This window comes from Methyloprofundus sp., assembly GCF_965251085.1.
In the GTDB taxonomy this organism is placed as follows: domain Bacteria; phylum Pseudomonadota; class Gammaproteobacteria; order Methylococcales; family Methylomonadaceae; genus Methyloprofundus.
Genome location: NZ_OZ252594.1, coordinates 506,155 through 526,010, shown reverse-complemented (window position 1 = coordinate 526,010; position 19,856 = coordinate 506,155). Strand labels below are relative to the sequence as shown.

At 41.5% G+C, this 19,856-nt stretch carries 15 protein-coding genes; 6 read left to right on the top strand and 9 right to left on the bottom strand.

All coding sequences use genetic code 11. The features are described 5' to 3' along the window. Window positions 1-83: 83 nt before the first annotated feature. Entirely contained in the window at window positions 84-1,280 is a 1,197-nt protein-coding gene (locus tag ACQY3F_RS02540) for an ISAzo13 family transposase (RefSeq protein ID WP_428352931.1), read from the bottom strand. Between the two features lie 249 nt (window positions 1,281-1,529). Here ACQY3F_RS02540 and ACQY3F_RS02535 point away from each other — a divergent pair, with 249 nt between their 5' ends. Together ACQY3F_RS02535 and ACQY3F_RS02530 are read left to right on the top strand one after the other, a co-directional pair. Next, window positions 1,530-1,739 (top strand): hypothetical protein, encoded by a 210-nt coding sequence (locus ACQY3F_RS02535; RefSeq protein ID WP_428353332.1) that lies wholly within the window; start codon window positions 1,530-1,532, stop codon window positions 1,737-1,739. Beyond that, window positions 1,740-2,234, top strand: a complete 495-nt coding sequence (locus ACQY3F_RS02530) for an RDD family protein (protein WP_428353331.1) — start codon at window positions 1,740-1,742, stop codon at window positions 2,232-2,234. Here the strand turns inward: ACQY3F_RS02530 and lptG are convergent. The 7 genes from lptG to ACQY3F_RS02495 all read right to left on the bottom strand — a co-directional run bounded on the left by lptG (window position 2,191) and on the right by ACQY3F_RS02495 (window position 12,870). Further along, window positions 2,191-3,258: an LPS export ABC transporter permease LptG gene (gene lptG, locus ACQY3F_RS02525; RefSeq protein ID WP_428353330.1), complete on the bottom strand. Its 1,068-nt coding sequence runs from the start codon at window positions 3,256-3,258 to the stop codon at window positions 2,191-2,193. The genes ACQY3F_RS02530 and lptG overlap by 44 nt on opposite strands. Then, window positions 3,255-4,331: an LPS export ABC transporter permease LptF gene (lptF, locus tag ACQY3F_RS02520; protein WP_428353329.1), complete on the bottom strand. Its 1,077-nt coding sequence runs from the start codon at window positions 4,329-4,331 to the stop codon at window positions 3,255-3,257. Before lptF ends, lptG begins: the two co-directional genes overlap by 4 nt. A 512-nt stretch (window positions 4,332-4,843) precedes the next feature. Further along, on the bottom strand, window positions 4,844-5,731 hold the full coding sequence (sucD, locus tag ACQY3F_RS02515) for a succinate--CoA ligase subunit alpha (protein ID WP_428353328.1): 888 nt from the start codon (window positions 5,729-5,731) through the stop codon (window positions 4,844-4,846). Further along, the gene (locus tag ACQY3F_RS02510; protein WP_428357586.1) at window positions 5,731-6,918 is read right to left on the bottom strand and encodes a malate--CoA ligase subunit beta; all 1,188 of its coding nucleotides are present in this window, start codon (window positions 6,916-6,918) and stop codon (window positions 5,731-5,733) included. Before ACQY3F_RS02510 ends, sucD begins: the two co-directional genes overlap by 1 nt. 77 nt (window positions 6,919-6,995) lie before the next feature. Further along, complete coding sequence (locus tag ACQY3F_RS02505; RefSeq protein ID WP_428353327.1) at window positions 6,996-7,946, bottom strand: HpcH/HpaI aldolase/citrate lyase family protein; 951 nt, start codon at window positions 7,944-7,946, stop codon at window positions 6,996-6,998. 1,048 nt (window positions 7,947-8,994) lie between these two features. Continuing rightward, window positions 8,995-11,226, bottom strand: coding sequence for an IS4 family transposase (locus ACQY3F_RS02500; RefSeq protein WP_428353326.1), 2,232 nt, complete (start codon window positions 11,224-11,226; stop codon window positions 8,995-8,997). Between the two features lie 447 nt (window positions 11,227-11,673). Further along, on the bottom strand, window positions 11,674-12,870 hold the full coding sequence (locus ACQY3F_RS02495) for an ISAzo13 family transposase (RefSeq protein WP_428352931.1): 1,197 nt from the start codon (window positions 12,868-12,870) through the stop codon (window positions 11,674-11,676). A gap of 590 nt (window positions 12,871-13,460) precedes the next feature. Here ACQY3F_RS02495 and ACQY3F_RS02490 point away from each other — a divergent pair. After that, complete coding sequence (locus ACQY3F_RS02490) at window positions 13,461-14,465, top strand: IS630 family transposase (RefSeq protein WP_428353111.1); 1,005 nt, start codon at window positions 13,461-13,463, stop codon at window positions 14,463-14,465. A gap of 451 nt (window positions 14,466-14,916) precedes the next feature. On the opposite strand, the gene radC is transcribed toward ACQY3F_RS02490, so the two are convergent. After that, a complete protein-coding gene (gene radC / locus ACQY3F_RS02485) occupies window positions 14,917-15,591 on the bottom strand; it encodes a RadC family protein (protein WP_428353325.1) in 675 nt (224 codons plus the stop codon). A gap of 449 nt (window positions 15,592-16,040) precedes the next feature. Between radC and coaBC the strand changes: the two genes are divergently transcribed. Genes coaBC through ACQY3F_RS02470 form a run of 3 tightly spaced genes read left to right on the top strand, consistent with a single transcriptional unit; the run spans window position 16,041 to window position 19,740 of the window. Beyond that, complete coding sequence (gene coaBC, locus ACQY3F_RS02480; RefSeq protein WP_428353324.1) at window positions 16,041-17,222, top strand: bifunctional phosphopantothenoylcysteine decarboxylase/phosphopantothenate--cysteine ligase CoaBC; 1,182 nt, start codon at window positions 16,041-16,043, stop codon at window positions 17,220-17,222. Beyond that, complete coding sequence (gene dut, locus ACQY3F_RS02475; RefSeq protein WP_428353323.1) at window positions 17,215-17,670, top strand: dUTP diphosphatase; 456 nt, start codon at window positions 17,215-17,217, stop codon at window positions 17,668-17,670. Before coaBC ends, dut begins: the two co-directional genes overlap by 8 nt. 51 nt (window positions 17,671-17,721) lie before the next feature. Further along, window positions 17,722-19,740 (top strand): phosphomannomutase/phosphoglucomutase, encoded by a 2,019-nt coding sequence (locus tag ACQY3F_RS02470; protein ID WP_428353322.1) that lies wholly within the window; start codon window positions 17,722-17,724, stop codon window positions 19,738-19,740. Window positions 19,741-19,856 lie beyond the last annotated feature (116 nt).

The following is a 19,856-nucleotide window of genomic DNA, read 5'->3' as shown; positions in this document are numbered from 1 at the left end:
AGGCTTTGAAGGCAACCAAAAATCCTACGCAATATGGGTGGGTTATTTATTGCGCGTTACCTTAGGGAGATGGAAAGAAATAATCATCCAGAACAACCAGGAGAAATGGTCAAAAACCATTTCTCCAACGATGGCATTCGGTCAACAAACTGATAATACGTCTTCATTGCTTTTTTACCTACCTTTACTCCTGTTTCATATATTTTTTCTGTTAATTTAACAATAGGTGCTTTGCCATTGTAGGTCATACTTTTGGCAAATTTTAAAGTTGTTTCAACTGTATCCATTATGTCGCCACTAATATGATTTTCATAGGCTCCCCATACTCGTTCAATTGGGTTATATTTACTATGATAAGGAGGGTAGTAGGCCAGTTTTATCTTTATGTTGCTTTTTTCAGCAAACTCCACAAGCCTTTTTATAAACTGAGTTCTGGAGCTACTGTTCTCCATACCATTGTCAGCGTTAATTGTCAGAATATCTACTCCATATTTTTCTTGAATTTCTGGCCAAATTTCTTCCAATCGGTCAACGATGAAATCACTGCTGGCATAGCCTGCTGTAAAGAAAAGGAAAAAATCATCATGTTCAGGCAGATAAAAACCAAAAGGAGTTAACTTTTCCTTAACATCTAAATCATGATCCTCTGCTTTTGTTAAAACCCGATTTCGTCCTCCCCGTGAAAAATTTCCTATATTCATTCTTGCTTTGGCATCAATTGATATACGAATCTCTTTTGGGTTGATATCTGCCATTCCATTGACTGAATGAACTTGTTCAAAAATTGCATCCGTTTCCTTGATTTTCTTATGAGGCTTTGTTTTTTGTACCTTTTTTGGATGGTAACTCAGGTCATTTAATTTTGTATTGATAGTTTTTGAGCAAGGTAATGTTTTTTCATCGTAATAATCAATCTCCAGTAAACGTTTTCTAACTTCTTTAGCCGTTAGCCGGGTATATAATCGACAGGAATTAAAAGAGGGATCCGTTTGACACTCCGGTTCAGCAATTTTTTTTATGTCATCAAGTAGATGAGGAAAATGCTCTTCACTTTTATTACGCCCTCTCGCTGAAAAATTATCTTCTATGGGCTGAGTTTCAAGTTCATATTGTCCTTTTCGGATAGTGCCTCTATTCCATCCTAGTTTTTCTTCAGCAATACTTGCACCACCTGAGCCTAGTAGCTCCACCGTTTCAGCCATGAATATACGACGTACCGAGCCTTTTAAACGATGGGCTGTATTTATAATCCAACCTATAATGCTATCTGTTAATATCAACAAGCTTATCTGCCTAGTGTGAGAATAAATTCAGAATTCATTATTATAAATTATTGAGACACAAGCTTACTTCGTTTGGATGATTATTTCTTTCCATCTCCCTAAGCATAGATTAATTTCAATAAAAAACCCTATATGCTAGAGATATTATTTTTACAATAATGACAAATTATATAGTAGAATCATCAGCTGATACGTAATTAATCTTAAAAATAAACTTTTATCACTCGCTTCATGCTCCCAAGCCTTATGAAAGTGAGTTTAAAATTAGGGGCAACAATGCTTAATAAACTTTTAAACGCTTTACTAGATCATCCTTTTCTAGCAGCTATCGTAATATCTGACCTTTTTATTCTGCTTTTCCATAAGCCACCTTTTATCTTTGCTCTGGGCATGTTTGCTATTTTAATCGCCTACTGCTTATTCTTAGGTCAGAAACTAGCCATCTTCAAATCTTAATTGGCTAAACAAAAATCTCGTAAACCTGGCGCAACTACATCCCCTGCAAAGCCAGGTTTTTTTCGTTATATTGCAGCCCTTTTTTATGACCTTATTCTGGTCATTGCCATGCTTCTGTTTGCCACAGCAATATTCCACACGCTTAACGGCGGCACCGTAAGCATTCTGTCCAGCTTTATCGTTTTCCGCCTCTACTTGCTCTGTGCCTGCTTTCTATTTTATGGCTGGTTCTGGACGCATGGAGGACAGACACTGGGTCTACGTGCATGGAAACTACGCTTAGTTAACGAACATCAAGCTGATATTAGCTGGAAACAGGCACTGATACGTTTTCTAACAGCCAGTTGTTCATGGCTCGCATGCGGCTTAGGTTTTTTCTGGCGTGTATGGCAAAAAGACGGCAAAACCTGGCATGATTTAAGCTCAAAGTCATATCTTATTGTTATTGAGCCTAACGCAACCGACCTATCGCATAAAGCGCGCCCAGTAAAATAATACTACTTGGCAACACCGCTACAAACAGAGGGTTTAAACCGTAAACTATACCCATTTGCCCTACTGCGTTATCAATAATATTAAAGCTCATACCAATTAAAATTCCCAGCATCATCCGCGGCCCTAAAGATATTCCACGACCCACTCCCACCACAAAGGGCGCTGAAACCAGTAGCATCACCAGGGTAATAAACGGATTTATCAACCTCGCCCAAAAAGCTAATTCATATTTTGCAGAATCCTGTTTGTTTTCCTGCAAAAAACCGATGTACTTTGACAGATCACTCAAAGACATGTTTTCAGGATCAACCACCACTACATCAACCACCCCCGGGTCTATAACCGAAGACCAGATAGTTTCATCCATTTGCGCTCGTTTAACGCCCTGAGCGGAAATTACAGACGTTAGCACCCCACTCAACAACCAGCGCTCCTTATCTATATAACGCCCTCTTTTAGCATAAGAGAGTTTTTGCAAATGGCGCTCGTCATCTAACTCATAAATATAGATATTAGCCATATCTCCTTCGGTATAAATATCCCGAATATAGATAAATTGATTACCATCGCGTAACCATAAACCTTGTATTGTTCTAGCAACAGGCATCCTTGTTTTTGCAACACTGCGTAAAATTTTTGCCTTTTTCTCTGATTCGGGTCCTACAAATTCACCGATAAGAAAAGAAAAAGTCACCAGTATCAAGCCTGCAAACATCACAGAGCGAATAATACCAAATATCGAAACACCCGACACCCTCATCGCCATTAGCTCACGATGATTAGCCATACTTCCCAGGACAAAAAGACTACCTAACAAAGCAGCCGAGGGCATTAACTCATATAAGTAATGCGGAATCATTAATCCCAGATACATCAATATATGCTCTAAGTCATAATCGCCAACACCACGATTGCTTAACTCATCCTTTAATGAAAACAGGTTAAACAAGGCATACAGCATTATTAAAGCTATAAATGTGCCTTTTAAAACTTCTTTAATAATATAGCGATCTAGCACATTCATACTTGCTTCCCTTTTAGTTGCAACAAGACCCAGGACAAACCATATAGCCTGACAAGTAAAATCACAATTAAAACAAAAGCAAGAAAATACACGGCCCAAAACCCCAGCCACACTGAAATTTCACCCTTCACCATCCAGCTACTGCTGACTTTCTCAAAATTGGCAAAACTAAAGTAGATTAAAAATGCTGCCACCAGATTGCCATACACGCCACTGCGCGGGCTGACTTGCGCTAATGGCACTGCCATAATGGCAAGTACAATAAGACTAAAAGGCACCGACAAACGATGATGCAATTCACTCAATTCATCCAGCTCCTGAGTCTCTAACAAGCGCCTGGTGTCTATCCCGCTTATAGGGTTTACCTGAATGCCTGTACTACTTTCCAGACGCATGGCATATTCGCCAAAGGTTTCCAAAACAAAGTCCACTTCACCTGCATTACCCTGAACCCGCTCACCATTGATAAATACGATATATAAGTCATTATTGATTGCGCGCACTTCAGCTTTCTCTGCAGTCACGATACCTACTTCATTGGCACGTTTATTCTGTACAAAAACACCATGCATGACATTATCTGCGCTTATTTTCTCCACATAAAAGATTAGGTTTCCCTTATTGTATTCACTGAACCTGCCTTCAGCTATTGCGCGTACACCTATATTCTGTTTTTCTTCAAAGATGATTTTCTCAACCTTACTAGCGGCCCATGGAGATACATATAAGGACATCCAGGCCGCAATAAATACCACCGGAATAATGGTTTTAAACACGGCAATATATAGCCTTCCTACCCCAGCTCCTGCAGAAGACAAAGCAGACATTTCCTGGTCCCTGTACATTCTACCCAAGACCATGAGCACACTGACAAATACGGCTGGCACCATAAAGTTTGCACTCGCCAGTACAATTTTCAAACCCAGAATACTCACAATAGCTTCCGTTGAAATAAGTCCATCAACAGCCATTTTAAGTATCTTGATAAAATTTCTACTAACTATGATGACGACTAGAACGATCAACACTGAAAAAATAGTTTTCAGTAAATCACTCATCATCATGCGATCCATGACGGAAAGAAGCCTGATATTACGCATTAACCCTCACTTATGCTACATATCCACAAACGTGCGAACCATAATCATTAGCTTATACTTCGCACGGCCACGGTTGCGGTTTTCTAGCGGCCGTTTTTTGCCGATAGCTGCGTTACTGAAACAGTTGCGTAGCTAGCTATGCGCCTGTTTCAGCGCCTTGCTCTCAACAAAAACCGACTCGCTATAAAATCCGCAACCGTCACCGCGTGAAGTATAAATAAAAAAGCCGCAACTTACTTTAACCTAGAAAAATCAGTTGAGCGCGGTTTCTAGGTTTAACGCAAGATGCGGCTAATTATCCTAGAAAAATCAGTTGGGCGCGGAATTATAGTGTAAGACATTGGCTTCACAGTGCTTTCAAAAAATCTTAGATTCACCCGTAGGTTAATCGGGTATTTTTTGTAAGTGCTGTGGAATCAATAGCTTGCGCTAGAAGCCGTGAGCAACTGATTTTTCTAGGATTATGCTAAAACATAAAAATATTTTTACAATTTTGCTAACACTTTTGCAATTGTTTCGCCCATAGAAGATGGATTTGGAGCTATCGTTACACCTAGATCCTGCAACATTTCTACTTTTTCTGCTGCACCCTCTCCAGCCTCAGAGATGATTGCACCAGCATGCCCCATTCGACGACCTTTCGGAGCTGTCAAACCGGCAATATAAGCAACCACAGGCTTACCCATCTGCTCGTTGGCAAACACGCCTGCCTCAACTTCCTGAGAACCACCGATTTCACCAATCATCAATACCACTTTGGTATCATCGTCTTGTTCAAACTTTGCAAAAATATCTCGATGCGAGCTTCCATTAATGGGGTCGCCACCAATACCAACTGAAGTTGAAATACCGATACCCAGCTCTTTCATTTGATCTGCGGCTTCATAACCCAATGTTCCTGAACGGCCTACAACACCTACAACACCTTGCTTATAAATATGCCCCGGCATAATACCTAGCATAGCCTGTCCTGGGCTTATAGTACCTGCACAGTTTGGCCCGGTCAAAATCATGCGCTCTTCTAGAGGAAATTTACGCAAATATTGTTTAACCTTCATCATATCCTGGGTAGGGATACCATCAGTAACCGCCACACAATATTTAATCCCCGCATCCGCCGCTTCCATAATGGAGTCTGCTGCAAAGGCCGGCGGCACAAAAATAATACTAGCTTCAGCACCCACTTGTTCAACCGACTCTCTAACGGTGTTAAACACGGGGCGGTCCAAGTGTATTTGGCCACCTTTACCCGGGGTAATTCCACCCACCACATGAGAGCCGTAATTGATCATATCTTGCGCATGGAAACTACCGATTTTACCGGTAAAGCCCTGCACAATCATGCGCGTTTGTTTATTAATTAAAATCGCCATTATGCCGCTCCTTCTTTTGCTACTTGCTCATTACGTGCCTGTACTGCTTTTTCAGCGGCTTCCGCTAAAGTCGTTGCAGTAATAATCGGCAAGCCACTGTCGGCAATGATTTTACGCCCTTCTTCCACGTTAGTTCCTGACAAGCGTACAATTAAAGGAATCTGCATGTCGATTTTTTTAACCGCATGCACCACCCCTTCAGCTATCCAATCACAACGGTTAATACCGGCAAAGATATTTACCAGCATGGCTTTAACACCCTCATCAGCCAGCACTAGACGAAAGGCCTTTTCAGTTCGCTCCGGAGAAGCACCACCGCCCACATCCAGAAAGTTAGCCGGCTCACCACCGGCTAGTTTAATCATATCCATAGTTGCCATAGCCAAGCCTGCACCATTAATCATGCAACCTATATCACCATCCAGACCCACATAGCTTAAGCCACGGTCAGCAGCGGCCATTTCACGCGCATCTTCCTGAGTTTTATCGCGTAATTCTGATACTTTCTGGCGACGAAACAGAGCATTATCATCAAAGCCCATTTTTGCATCTAACGCGATTAACTCGCCACTTTTAGTGACCACCAGCGGGTTAATTTCCAGCATATTACCGTCTAACTCACGCACAGCACGATAGCAACCGGTGATAAATTTCACAGCATGACTAATTTGCGAGGCCTCCAGGCCTAGTGAAAAAGCCATTTTACGTGCCTGAAAGTCTAATAAACCAACAGCCGGATCAATATGAATTTTCTTAATCGCCTCTGGATTGTTCTCAGCTAGATCTTCAATTTCCATCCCGCCTTGCGCTGAACCAACCATGACAATACGCTCGTGTGCCCGATCGACCAGAAAACTAAAATACAGCTCTTTAGCTATATCCGTACCCGCCTCTATATATAAACGCGAACAAACTTTGCCCGCAGGACCTGTCTGATGCGTTACCATGCGCTTTCCCAGCATGCCATCAGCAGCGGCCTCTACTTCTTCATGACTAAAACAGATTTTTACACCGCCTGCTTTACCCCGAGCACCCGAATGGATTTGTGCCTTAACAGCCCAGACATTGCCGCCAATTTCACGGGCACGTTGCACTGCATCTTCAGGGCTGTAAGCAAGCCCACCTTCAGCAATTTTTACCCCATAGCCTGCTAATATTTCCTTCGCTTGATACTCATGAATATCCATCGCATCCTCTTTAAAAACTATTTCATTATTCAACAAAAAAAGGCCGCAAAAGCGACCTTTTTCAAATTCTATTTATTTTAAGCTTTTGCAGCAATAGCAAGCGCAGTACTCACCACATTATTTGCCATTTTTTCTGACGCCGCATCGATTAAACGACCGTCTAAAGCCGCAGCACCTCTACCTTGTGCGGCTGCTTCTTTTAAAGCCGCCAATATACGCCTAGCCTTTTCTACTTCGGATGCAGGTGGCGTAAAAACTTCATTTGCCAAAGCAATTTGCGATGGATGAATAGCCCATTTCCCTTCACAACCCAAAGCTGCTGCTCTTCTCGCTGCATCTTTAAAGCCTTCAGGGTCTTTAAAATCGCCAAAAGGACCATCTATCGCACGTAAGCCATAAGCACGACAAGCAACCGTCATACGACTAATAGCAAAATGCCATTGATCACCTGGATAATCTGGATTTAAGCCACCGATATTCGTTGTTCTGGCACGATTCGAAGCTGCATAATCAGCAACCCCAAAATGCAGAGCTTCCAGACGACCACCAATCGCACCTTGCTTAGCTATATCTTCAACATTGGCCATACCAAGTGCTGTTTCAATCAAGCATTCAATGCCAATTTTTTTAGTCATGCCTTGCTGCATTTCTAGCTGATTTAGCATAGACTCGACCATGTAGACATCACTATACACACCTACCTTTGGAATAAGTAAGGTGTCTATTTTTTCCCCGCATTGCTCGACTAAATCAACAACATCACGCACCATATACTGAGTATCCAGACCATTTATGCGTATGGAAACAGTAATGCCATGTCCAGCCCAGTCCAGTTCATTGATGGCTTGAATAACATTTTGACGTGCTTGCAATTTATCATCAGGTGCTACGGCATCTTCCAGATCTAGAAAAATGACATCCACGCCACTTTTCAATGCTTTCTCAAACATTTCTGGATTTGATCCTGGCACGGCTAATTCACAACGATGTACACGCTGCGTATTTGCTTCATATAAGGTATGGCTCATTAAATAGCTTCCTACTTTTATAAAATTATATTATTTAAGATACTTATACTTCGCATAGCTAAAAATAGGCTCTTATAGCGAGAAGTATAGTATTAGATTAGCCTTCCTGGCATGTATCGAACAACCCATAATTTTACCGTGTAGTAATGTAAAGTCAATCAATACCCTAGACAAATCACGCAGAATGCAATAGGCAAAAAAAATGCACTTAACTAGTTTGGTAGTTAAATGCATTAAAAACTCGACAAAATCATAGGGAGGTAAGATTCGTTTATTTAAGAGTTGCAGCTATTCTATCCATATTAAGCCTCGCTGAAAATGTGGCATATTGTCGCGCGACAGTTTGTCGCATCTAAAGAATCCTAAAAAAATCAGTTGCCCACAATTTCTAGCACAAGCTCTTGATTCCAAGCACTTCAAAAAAATACCTACTTAACCTATGGGTGAAGCTAATATTTTTTTAAAGTATTATAATAAATCAATAACTTGCACTATAAATCCGCGTTCAACCGATTTTGCCAGGCTAAAAGCATTTCCCTTCTAATATAAAGACAAGCAAATTAACCGGAACTTCGCAACCAAACCGTCAGGCAAAAAAAACGCCCGGCAAGCAAATACCAGGCGTAAAAATTGTCAAATGACTCTTGTTTGGAAAGAAAATTAATTCTCAAGAGTTAACTTAATAATAACAGAACATTTCAAAAATATAATGTGACAGATTGTCGCAGACCCTGACGACCTAGGCAACGCGCAATAAATAACCCACCCATATTGCGTAGGATTTTTGTTTGTCTTCAAAGCCTGCCCCGTACTCGATACGGGGGCGTAGAAATAGGCGGTCGGGGTAGAAATACGGCGCGCGCAGGCTTAGGCCAATAGTTTATCCATGGTATCCTCTGTTTCCAGATTAGTAGCAAATAGCCATTGACCATACATCACGTTTCCGCAAGCCCCCCCTACGATCCCAATGTCATTCGTTTAAGAAACACTCCTATTCGGTTAAGAATCAGATAAACTTCAACCCAACCCACATTCTTATGTTAAAAAATCAAGCGCTATTTCTCCGCGTATTCCATTGCTGTGCTGACTGTTTCGATTCTCTTGCGTAATGACGCCCCTTCCTTTTCTTGTGATAGTAACGTGAAATTGAACAAACCAACTCAGTCATCACTTGATTGATGTATATACTGGGTGCATACAAAATCTCCTCAAGATGTCGGGCTACGGTCGTTAATGTATTTTTAAAGTTCACCTGAATGGTTTGCTCTGCCTCTGATTCTTCATCGACAGGAAGATTCAGCAAACTCGCCAGTAAATACTCAGAGGCACTCGCGCAGAGTCGACTCATGGTGATCAACACAAAGTGAGCGTACAGTTCTTGTTTGACCGTGCGCTCACTGCGCCCATGAAAATCATCAACCTCAATCAGGTTTTTACTCACTTTATAAAGCTCCTCAATGCCCCAGCGATCATGATAGACCGATTTCAACGAATCAATGGTGTATTGCTTATCCATTAGCGTGGTGCCAATACAGTAACTCGTGCCATCAATGACATATTTGATGAGACGTATCTTTAGCGGTACAAAGATCATCTGAGGAAATTCTTTTTTGATCTCTCTCTGGCGCGCTTTTGTTGGCATCAGGGTAATGATCTCATCCGTTTTATCACTGTCGATAAATTCATCAATCGCTTTTCCTGCGTGTCTCTTCATTCTAAAAACAGGGTGTACGCCCGCTTGAATGTGCTGGGATAAAGAGGCGTAAGAAAAATAACCGCGATCATAGACGCAAACGTCATTTGGCTCTAGTGTTTGTAAATGCGCCAAAGCACACTTGCGTTCATTGCCATGACTGACCAGATCAAAATCATAGGGGATTTTTGATTTAAGTTGATAGCAGCAACTGAGCAGGCCTTGTGGGTAATGGCTGTTTTGTTGTGGTGTGGCATAACCTGCTTTGATTAATTCTCGGGGCAGATTGATCTTGCTACCATCCACTCCAAACAGGCGATGTCCCAACCAGCGTTCTGATGTTTTCTCAGGACAGGCCTGGATAATGCGCTGGTTCAACTCGATAAAAATGGATTCATTCAGTTTTTTACGTGCCTCGGTAAAGGATGAGGCTGAAATGGCTTGTTTTTGGGGCAAGGGAAACTTCATCCGATGGCAATTGTGCCAGAATTCGGTAATGGTGGTGCCATAGCTCTGTGTGTTTTTTGAAAAAACCAGGCGAAAAATAAGAAAAACCAGTAATAATGAGTCTATCACCCGTTTGCGTTTTTGCCAGGTGGCATCGTAGGCAAGAGCCACCTCAGAGATGATATTGACAACCTTGCCCCATAAGTTTAAAAAGTCGTCATCAATGATCGATTTTTTTTGGCTGACAGGTTCATTTTTCAATACGGCTCTAAAGTGTGGATTAAGCGGAAAAACAAACAACTTCTTAATGGTGCCCTCTTTATTATCCGTCGCCTTTTGCCAGTCTTTGCCACTGGTTTCGCCGATATGTGACCAATTAGCAGCGAGATAACAGGTGCCGTGGTATTGCGTGGTGTCCACAAAGGTTTCAATCAAGACGGGGCGGTAAGCGTGCGTTTTATCCCAATCATCTGCAATTTGACGAGTCACGATAGATAAGGCGTGACTGGCTAAATTTTTGACTTTGACCCAGGGTAAAATCAAAAAACGGGTGTTATTAATGATCAGGTTTAAGCGTTGCTCCCTATCTTTCGTTTGCCAGCCAATCCAGTGATCACGGTCAGCCAGGTGCCAGACAGAGGCTGAAAACTGCAGGCAACCCAGGATTTGTCGTGTCGGTGTATTGGAGATGATAAAGTATTTTAAGGCCGCACCGATAGGATGACGATAACCCAGGTAATGATGCCGATCAACGAGCTCATTCCAAAGCGCGACATCCGCCTTATCTGTGACAACCTCTAATTCTATAGGCCCCAAGGAACTGAGCTCACATTCAATAGGTACACCAGGAACCGATTGTGATGTCCAGATGATCGGTTTTGATTCGCGTTTCTTTTGAACGCGTTTTACCGGTAAGCTGATATAGCCCAATTTTTCCAGCTTAGCTAAGGCGCTTAGGCAGGCATTAATTTTATTGCGTTTTTTTGCCGTGACCCAGTGCAAATGTTCGCATAGCGTTTCGGCAAGTTCGGTCAGGCTTAAGTTGGGGAACGTGTTAACGGTTTGCTGAACGTAGGCGAGTTCTTTTTTAGAAAAATAACGAGCAGAAAGTGTAAGGGGTTGGGTAATAGCTGTTGTCATTATGTTGCCTGCCTGCAAAAATTAAATTATCCATGCTTATGTTGGCAGATTAGATGGATATAGTCAAGGCAAAAAGTAACTGAGGAAAGTGTTGCTTAAGCTTATGAGTTTTAATCACTTTATTTTTTTTTGTTATTTTTGTATTTAAGTGAATGACATTGCCTACGATCCCGGACGGTCGGTTTTCCCGAGTCCGGTTCTGACCTTGATTAATACCTTCAGTCGCCTTCCCAAAGAGCATGAAGCTTAAGTGTTGACTCACATACACCCCTCTGCTCCTTAATTTACTTCCAAGGTTACCTCTAATATGTTCCTCGACCTTACATTGTCCGAGTACTCAAGAGGCTATCAAGCGCCCAGAGTCCCTTTGCATGTTCAAGGCGTTACCTTTCACACCGAGGCATCCAGCACCCCGTCAGCAGGAGTTAGGGAGATGGAAAGAAATAATCATCCAGAACAACCAGGAGAAATGGTCAAAAACCATTTCTCCAACGATGGCATTCGGTCAACAAACTGATAATACGTCTTCATTGCTTTTTTACCTACCTTTACTCCTGTTTCATATATTTTTTCTGTTAATTTAACAATAGGTGCTTTGCCATTGTAGGTCATACTTTTGGCAAATTTTAAAGTTGTTTCAACTGTATCCATTATGTCGCCACTAATATGATTTTCATAGGCTCCCCATACTCGTTCAATTGGGTTATATTTACTATGATAAGGAGGGTAGTAGGCCAGTTTTATCTTTATGTTGCTTTTTTCAGCAAACTCCACAAGCCTTTTTATAAACTGAGTTCTGGAGCTACTGTTCTCCATACCATTGTCAGCGTTAATTGTCAGAATATCTACTCCATATTTTTCTTGAATTTCTGGCCAAATTTCTTCCAATCGGTCAACGATGAAATCACTGCTGGCATAGCCTGCTGTAAAGAAAAGGAAAAAATCATCATGTTCAGGCAGATAAAAACCAAAAGGAGTTAACTTTTCCTTAACATCTAAATCATGATCCTCTGCTTTTGTTAAAACCCGATTTCGTCCTCCCCGTGAAAAATTTCCTATATTCATTCTTGCTTTGGCATCAATTGATATACGAATCTCTTTTGGGTTGATATCTGCCATTCCATTGACTGAATGAACTTGTTCAAAAATTGCATCCGTTTCCTTGATTTTCTTATGAGGCTTTGTTTTTTGTACCTTTTTTGGATGGTAACTCAGGTCATTTAATTTTGTATTGATAGTTTTTGAGCAAGGTAATGTTTTTTCATCGTAATAATCAATCTCCAGTAAACGTTTTCTAACTTCTTTAGCCGTTAGCCGGGTATATAATCGACAGGAATTAAAAGAGGGATCCGTTTGACACTCCGGTTCAGCAATTTTTTTTATGTCATCAAGTAGATGAGGAAAATGCTCTTCACTTTTATTACGCCCTCTCGCTGAAAAATTATCTTCTATGGGCTGAGTTTCAAGTTCATATTGTCCTTTTCGGATAGTGCCTCTATTCCATCCTAGTTTTTCTTCAGCAATACTTGCACCACCTGAGCCTAGTAGCTCCACCGTTTCAGCCATGAATATACGACGTACCGAGCCTTTTAAACGATGGGCTGTATTTATAATCCAACCTATAATGCTATCTGTTAATATCAACAAGCTTATCTGCCTAGTGTGAGAATAAATTCAGAATTCATTATTATAAATTATTGAGACACAAGCTTACTTCGTTTGGATGATTATTTCTTTCCATCTCCCTTACCCTGCCTTCATCGCTCATACGAACTCATGCGACAATCCTAAATCCTCCTTATGCCTACGGAATTAACCTTGAACATAAGGTCTTTGCAGGTTGCTGCCAACCCCTGCTGGAAGTAGGATCTTCCCAACGTTATCTCTACAAACCTTTCTCTGCGTGCAAGGACCCCTACCCCGGCTGCTCTCATGGTGCATTTACCCGTTTCTTCCCACAAGACAACGGCCTTCCCAGCGCTATGAACTGGTCGGCGCTTGGCAATAACCCACACTGCAACTTCTGTGTGGCGTAGTTTTCGAGGCTGCAGTCATTCTCTAATGTTCCAGCCCGCAGATTTGCTCGCCCCCCAAATTGCTCCTACCGCAGAATTTCTCAACTCCAGGCAGTCAGGGCTTTTACTTCCCCGCATATTTCAGTCTGTTAAGTACTTACGCAAAATTAATTTAACGAAAAAAGGTGTCATAATAAACAATTATTTTGCTGACTCTAAATGTTTGTGCTCTATATAAAACACCTACTCCCAGAAGAAATTACTGCTTTAAATGTGATGCATAAAAACCATCCACTTCATTTAAGTAGAAGTCGAGCTCATGCTATTTTATTAAGTTTCAAAGAGCATTCTGTTCCCATGATTTGTTCTATTTATAACGTATGCCGCCAAACTGTTTCCACTTGGTTTTCTAACTGGGAAAAGAATGGAATCGATGGATTGGTTGACTGTCAGGGAAGAGGACGGCGAGGTATTTTAACTGAAAAACAACAAATAAGCTTAGTCCAGAGAGTTGAAAAATCTCCTAGATCATTAAAATCAGTACTAGCAAAATTTGAAGAAGATCTAGGCATTTCAGTTAGCATTGATACTATAAAACGTATTTGTAAACAAGCTGATCTTGTTTGGAAACGAGTTAGAAAATCCTTAAGGATAAAGCGTAATCAAGATAAATTTGATTTGGCAACCGATGAAATAAAAGAATTAATACAACAACATAAAGAGAATGAACTTGATTTGTGCTACTTTGATGAGTCGGGGTTTACACTAGAACCCTGTGTTCCTTATGCTTGGCAACAGTCAGGTGAGACGATTGAAATACCAAGCTCAAACAGCAAGCGTCTTAATGTATTAGGTTTTGTTAACAGAGATTGCAGGTTTGATTCTTTTGTTTTTGAAGGGAGTGTAAACACTTCGGTTGTTGTGGCTTGTATTGATGAATTTGCTAAACAGATTAAAAAACCAACAACTCTTATTATTGATAATGCATCGACTCATACGAGTAATGAATTTAATGAAAACCTTGAAAGGTGGAAAGAAAAAAACCTATCCATTTACCGTATACCGCCATACTCACCCGAGTTAAATATTATCGAGATTATATGGCGTAAAATAAAATACGAATGGCTTCCTTTTTCAGCTTATGAATCCTATGCCTCTCTTCAGGAAGAATTATTTAAGGTGCTGTCTAATATTGGAAAGAATTACAAAGTAGAGTTTGCATAAAAGGTTAAATTAATTTTGCATGGGTACTTACTACGCTGAACAGGGGATATACTAACCGTCCGTTATCGGGCAACTGACGGTGAAAGGACTTTCACCCTCCAAGATTTGCAGCCTTGTCGGCCGCTCCCATAGCTAGCTACGTAACGGTTTCAGCAACGTAGCTATCGGCAAAAACTCAGCCGCTAGAAATCCGCATCCGTGACCGCGCGAAGTATATATCAATCATTGGAGTAAGTAAGGAACGCGCACGAAATAACTTAAGCAACTGACTTGTCTTTTTATCCGTTTTCTGCGTTGTAGAAACTGTTACGTAGCTGGCTATGCGCCTGTTTCTACGTCTTGAATACGAATAAAAATCCTGCGCCAGATGCTCAACTTATTCCGTGCGCGTTCCTAAGCTACTATCTTCAAGTCCTTCATGCCCTTCATGGTAAAAGTGACATTTCAAACCTTACAACAACCCATGCTCGGCAAATGAATAAGGGCTGCCATCTCCTATAATAAAATGATCCAGCACGCGAATATCCAGCAAAGCTAGCGCATCTTTAAGTTTTTCGGTAATCATTTTATCGGCCTGACTAGGTTCGGAAATTCCTGACGGATGATTATGCGCAAAGATAACTGCCGCAGCATTATGCTCCAGCGCCTTTTTTACTACCTCTCTGGGGTAGACACTGGCTCCATCAATAGTGCCTCGAAATAGTTCTTCAAATTTTAGAATATGGTGCTGATTATCTAAAAATAAGCAGGCGAAAACTTCATGTGGATAATGCCTTAATTGATTACTCAGGTAGGCGCGCGTTGCTTCTGGACTAGTTAATACATCACCCCGATCCAGTTCTTCAAAAGTATGTCTGCGTGCCATCTCCAATACCGCCTGTAGTTGCGCATATTTAGCATTGCCCAACCCTTTAGCCTGCGTAAACCTTGCACAGTCTGCCTGCATTAGAGCGCGTAAGGATGCAAACTCGAACAATAAATCCTGTGCTAAATCAACAGCTGATTTCCCCGGGCTACCTGTGCGTAAAAAAATAGCTAATAGTTCCGCATCGGTCAATGCAGCAGCGCCACGAGCCAGTAACTTTTCTCTCGGCTGCTGGTCAGCAGGCCAGTCTTTAATCCCCATGCTGTCGTTCCTTTATCATTATGAAATTGGTTAAACCTAAAAACCGCAGTTGAACGCTAACAAAAACTCTAAGCATTTGAATATAAAACATAATAACCGTAACAAATTATCACCTGCAGTGTGAACAGACTCCGCTTCACGGTTTTGTGAATAAATCTGAGCGCGAAATACTGCGTTACAGCTATTGCCAAGGGCTACGCCATTGCCTGCTAGCGGTGCCTGGTCTTTCGCACTCAGATTTTCCACAAAATCCCTGCTCAACTGCGGTTTCTAGGTTAAAGCATAGAAGAAAAGTCGAACTCTTACCATAATATATAGCCTTCAACAGATGTTTTTAGGATAATACTAGCTCCAAATAATAAACCTAGAAAAATTAGTTGCTCACGTTTTCTAGCACAAGCTATAGATTCGCGCTCAACTGATCTTTCTAGAATAAAAAGGATTATTCATTGACCCGTATACTTTTAGGTATTTGTGGTGGTATTGCTGCTTATAAATCAGCCGAGTTAGTCAGGTTACTAACTAAACGTGGCTATGATGTTAGGGTAGTGATGACCGAGGCAGCGACTCAGTTTATCAGCCCACTGACATTCCAGGCTCTTTCAGCGCATCCTGTACACACGCAATTACTCAATACAGAACAGGAAAATGCCATGGGGCATATCAATCTGGCACGCTGGGCTGATATCTTTTTGGTTGCACCAGCGACCGCAAACAGTCTTGCTAAGTTCAGCTACGGGCTGGCCGATGATTTATTAAGTACCTTATACCTTGCTGTTACGTGTCCGGTTTTTATGGCTCCCGCAATGAATCAGGCTATGTGGTATAAAGCTGCTACGCAGGAAAATATTCAGCGTTTAACCGAGCACGGCATAAGCATTATTGGCCCTGACCAGGGCATTCAGGCTTGTGGAGATACAGGCCCAGGGCGCATGAGTGAACCAGAAGCTATCGTGCAGTATATTGATAAACATAAAACTCCAGAGTTATTACAGGGCAAAAAGGTATTGATTACTGCGGGCCCAACTCGAGAACAACTAGATCCTGTACGCTATATTACCAACCGAAGCTCAGGTAAGATGGGTTATGCATTAGCTGAACAAGCGCAAAAAATGGGTGCCTCCGTTACCTTAATCAGTGGCCCGGTAGCTTTATCAGCCCCAAGAGAAATCAATCTTGTTTTAGTGGAGAGCGCGGCCGAAATGTATACTGCAGTGATGCAGCATATATCAGCGCAAGATATTATGATCGCAGCTGCTGCAGTTGCGGACTACACACCTGCGCATATCCATACCGAAAAAATCAAAAAACAAAATACACAAACTGAGCTAAAATTAGTTAAAACTAAAGATATAGTCGCGAGTGTTGCCCGTTTAGATAGTCGGCCGTTTACAGTTGGTTTTGCTGCAGAAACTCAGAACCTTGAACAATACGCTCAGGATAAATTAGTGCGTAAAAATCTGGATATGATAGCGGCTAACCAGGTGGGTCAAAGTGAAGGAGGCTTTGATTCCGAAGTCAATGCGCTACAAGTGTATTGGCAAAAGGGTCAGCAAACTTTCGCCATGACCGATAAAACACAACTAGCTACACAATTATTGACTTTAATTGCACAGAGATTACATGCCTAAAATACAACTTAAAATATTAGATCCACGTTTGGGCAAGGAGATTGCTATGCCCGCCTATGCAACAAATGGCTCTGCAGGAATTGATTTACGTGCCTGTCTGGATGCTGATGTTGAGTTACAACCTGGTGAAACTACCCTTATCCCCACGGGTATTGCTATACATATTAATGAGCCTCAACTGGCAGCTATGTTATTACCACGCTCTGGCTTGGGCCATAAGCATGGCATTGTACTGGGTAACCTGGTGGGTTTGATTGACTCCGATTATCAAGGGCAGATTTTTGTTTCATGCTGGAATAGAGGGCAACAAGCTTTTACGGTCAAGGTTGCAGAACGTATAGCCCAAATGGTCTTTGTTCCTGTCGTTCAGGCAGATTTTGAAATAGTACCCGAGTTCGAAAAAACAGAGCGAGGCGTAGGAGGCTTTGGGCATACAGGTCGCCATTAGACCCTTGTGAATATGAAAAATTTAGGTAAGGTATAAACAACAGGAATTAATATGGGACGTATTTTTTCTTCTATTACCATCGTCATCATTCTTACAATGACACTCACAGCATCAGGTATTTTCTATCTGTCGCAAGCGAATGATAATAAAATAAAACATGAAGCTGTGGTGGGTCTGACCAAAGGAATTTCACAAAGTATTTCCACACGCACCCAATTATTATGCCAATCTCTGGCTAATATAGCTCAATCACCTGAGCTGATAGAAGCCCTGCAACAAGCCGATTTACCCCGCGCAAAAGCGCTAGTGCAACTGATGAGCGTTTATTTACCAGATGCCCTGGCTTTCAGGTTGCTATTGCCTGACGACACTAAACCAGATGACGCTATCATTCCACATATGGGCTATGCCGATCTGGATTTGGTAAAAAACACGTTTCAGCAGCCGCAACTGCCTTTAATTCAAGGTGAGCAAGGTAGCGAACATCGCCACCTCGCCATCACTCAAGGTATCTTGCAAGATGGTCAGGTCATTGCCGTTATATTGGCCAGTGTTGATTTTCAGGATCTACAGCAAAGCTTTAATGTATTCAAAGGCGAGCCTGTCTTTATCGAATTGAAACAGGCCAATTTCGTGTTGTTTTCTCAAGGTAAAGCCGAGATAAAATCAACGGGTAATAATGCTTCACTTAAGGTCAAAGATACTGCCTGGACTGTCTCATATTGGTATCAAGACAGCATCAATTTAACACTGCTATATCAAATTTTTGCAATGGTGCTGTTTGCCATTATTCTTTCAGGCTTAGCATGCTATATAGGTTTTCGTAAATTGCATGCCTTATTAGTGCACGATCAAAACTCTCTATTAAAAGTCACTAAAGATTTAATGGTAGGCAACGCTGATGGGAACTACCCAGTTAAGTTGCAAGTCATGAATAACTATATTTCTTCTATTATTCAATTTAAACGTGAAAAGAAAGTTATCAATAATAATGAGCTAATTAGCATAGATGACACTCCTTTTCTTAGTACTCAAGTTGCAGGTATTGAGGTAAAGGATGTTGAGAGTGAAGAAGTTAAAGATATTATAGCATTGCCGGCATTCAGCAAAAAACCAAGCAGTAATGAGGCTAAAATTGAACCCACATTGAGCTCTTTACCCTCGCGAGATAAACCAATAAAAACGCTAGCAAAGAAAACTAGCCCGACTGATGTTATTTTTCGGGCTTATGATATACGAGGCATTGTTGATAAAACGCTCACCAATGATATTGTATACGACATCGGTCGAGCCTTGGGTAGTGAAGCTTTTGATAAAGGCATCAAAACGATTGTTACCGCAAAAGATGGCCGGCTATCTAGCCCCGATTTAAGTAAAGTTCTCGCAGAGGGTATTTTATCTACTGGAACTAATATTCTTGACATAGGTACCGTTCCCACACCCGTGTTATATTTTGTCGCACATCACCATGACAGTCATTCAGGGGTGATGCTAACCGGTAGCCATAATCCAGCTGATTATAATGGTTTAAAGATAGTCTTAGAGGGTGAAACTCTCTCAGGCGAAGCCATTCAAAACCTGAAAAACCGTATAGATAGCGGCAATCTGCATGACAATTCACCCGGAAAATTAACTGAAAATAGCATGTTTACCAGTGAATATATCGGGGTTATTACTGAAGACATTCGCATTGCCCGGCCGATGAAAGTCGTTGTCGATGCTGGCAATGGCGTAGCCGGTGAACTAGCTCCCGTGTTACTAAGAACACTGGGCTGCGAAGTGATCGAATTATATTGTAATATTGATGGCACCTTCCCAAATCATCACCCCGATCCAAGCAAACCCAAAAACCTGCTCGACTTGATTGCTGCGGTGGAAGAGCACCAGGCAGATGTAGGCCTTGCCTTTGACGGCGACGGTGACCGTTTAGGCGTGATTGATTCCCATGGCAATATCATCTGGCCGGATCGGCAAATGATGTTATTTAGCAAATATATTCTGGCTAAAAAACCCGGTGCCGAAATTATCTATGACCTAAATCCTGCAAGCCCATATTTTGACTCTCATTAACCTGTCTAGCTAAGTGGTTATTAGGTTTTTACTGCCGCTTTGCCAGCCCTCTTTGTCCAACCGATCAAAATATCCAGATTTAAATCATAAATAGAGGAAATTTTTTGTATCGTATG

Bases quoted from the DNA above. Each gene is read 5' to 3' on its own strand.
- ACQY3F_RS02535 (WP_428353332.1), top strand. From the start codon at position 1,530: ATGAAAGTGAGTTTAAAATTAGGGGCAACAATGCTTAATAAACTTTTA.
- lptG (WP_428353330.1), bottom strand. From the start codon at position 3,258: ATGAATGTGCTAGATCGCTATATTATTAAAGAAGTTTTAAAAGGCACA.
- lptF (WP_428353329.1), bottom strand. From the start codon at position 4,331: ATGGATCGCATGATGATGAGTGATTTACTGAAAACTATTTTTTCAGTG.
- sucD (WP_428353328.1), bottom strand. From the start codon at position 5,731: ATGGCGATTTTAATTAATAAACAAACGCGCATGATTGTGCAGGGCTTT.
- ACQY3F_RS02510 (WP_428357586.1), bottom strand. From the start codon at position 6,918: ATGGATATTCATGAGTATCAAGCGAAGGAAATATTAGCAGGCTATGGG.
- ACQY3F_RS02505 (WP_428353327.1), bottom strand. From the start codon at position 7,946: ATGAGCCATACCTTATATGAAGCAAATACGCAGCGTGTACATCGTTGT.
- ACQY3F_RS02500 (WP_428353326.1), bottom strand. From the start codon at position 11,226: ATGACAACAGCTATTACCCAACCCCTTACACTTTCTGCTCGTTATTTT.
- ACQY3F_RS02490 (WP_428353111.1), top strand. From the start codon at position 13,461: ATGTTTGTGCTCTATATAAAACACCTACTCCCAGAAGAAATTACTGCT.
- radC (WP_428353325.1), bottom strand. From the start codon at position 15,591: ATGGGGATTAAAGACTGGCCTGCTGACCAGCAGCCGAGAGAAAAGTTA.
- dut (WP_428353323.1), top strand. From the start codon at position 17,215: ATGCCTAAAATACAACTTAAAATATTAGATCCACGTTTGGGCAAGGAG.
- ACQY3F_RS02470 (WP_428353322.1), top strand. From the start codon at position 17,722: ATGGGACGTATTTTTTCTTCTATTACCATCGTCATCATTCTTACAATG.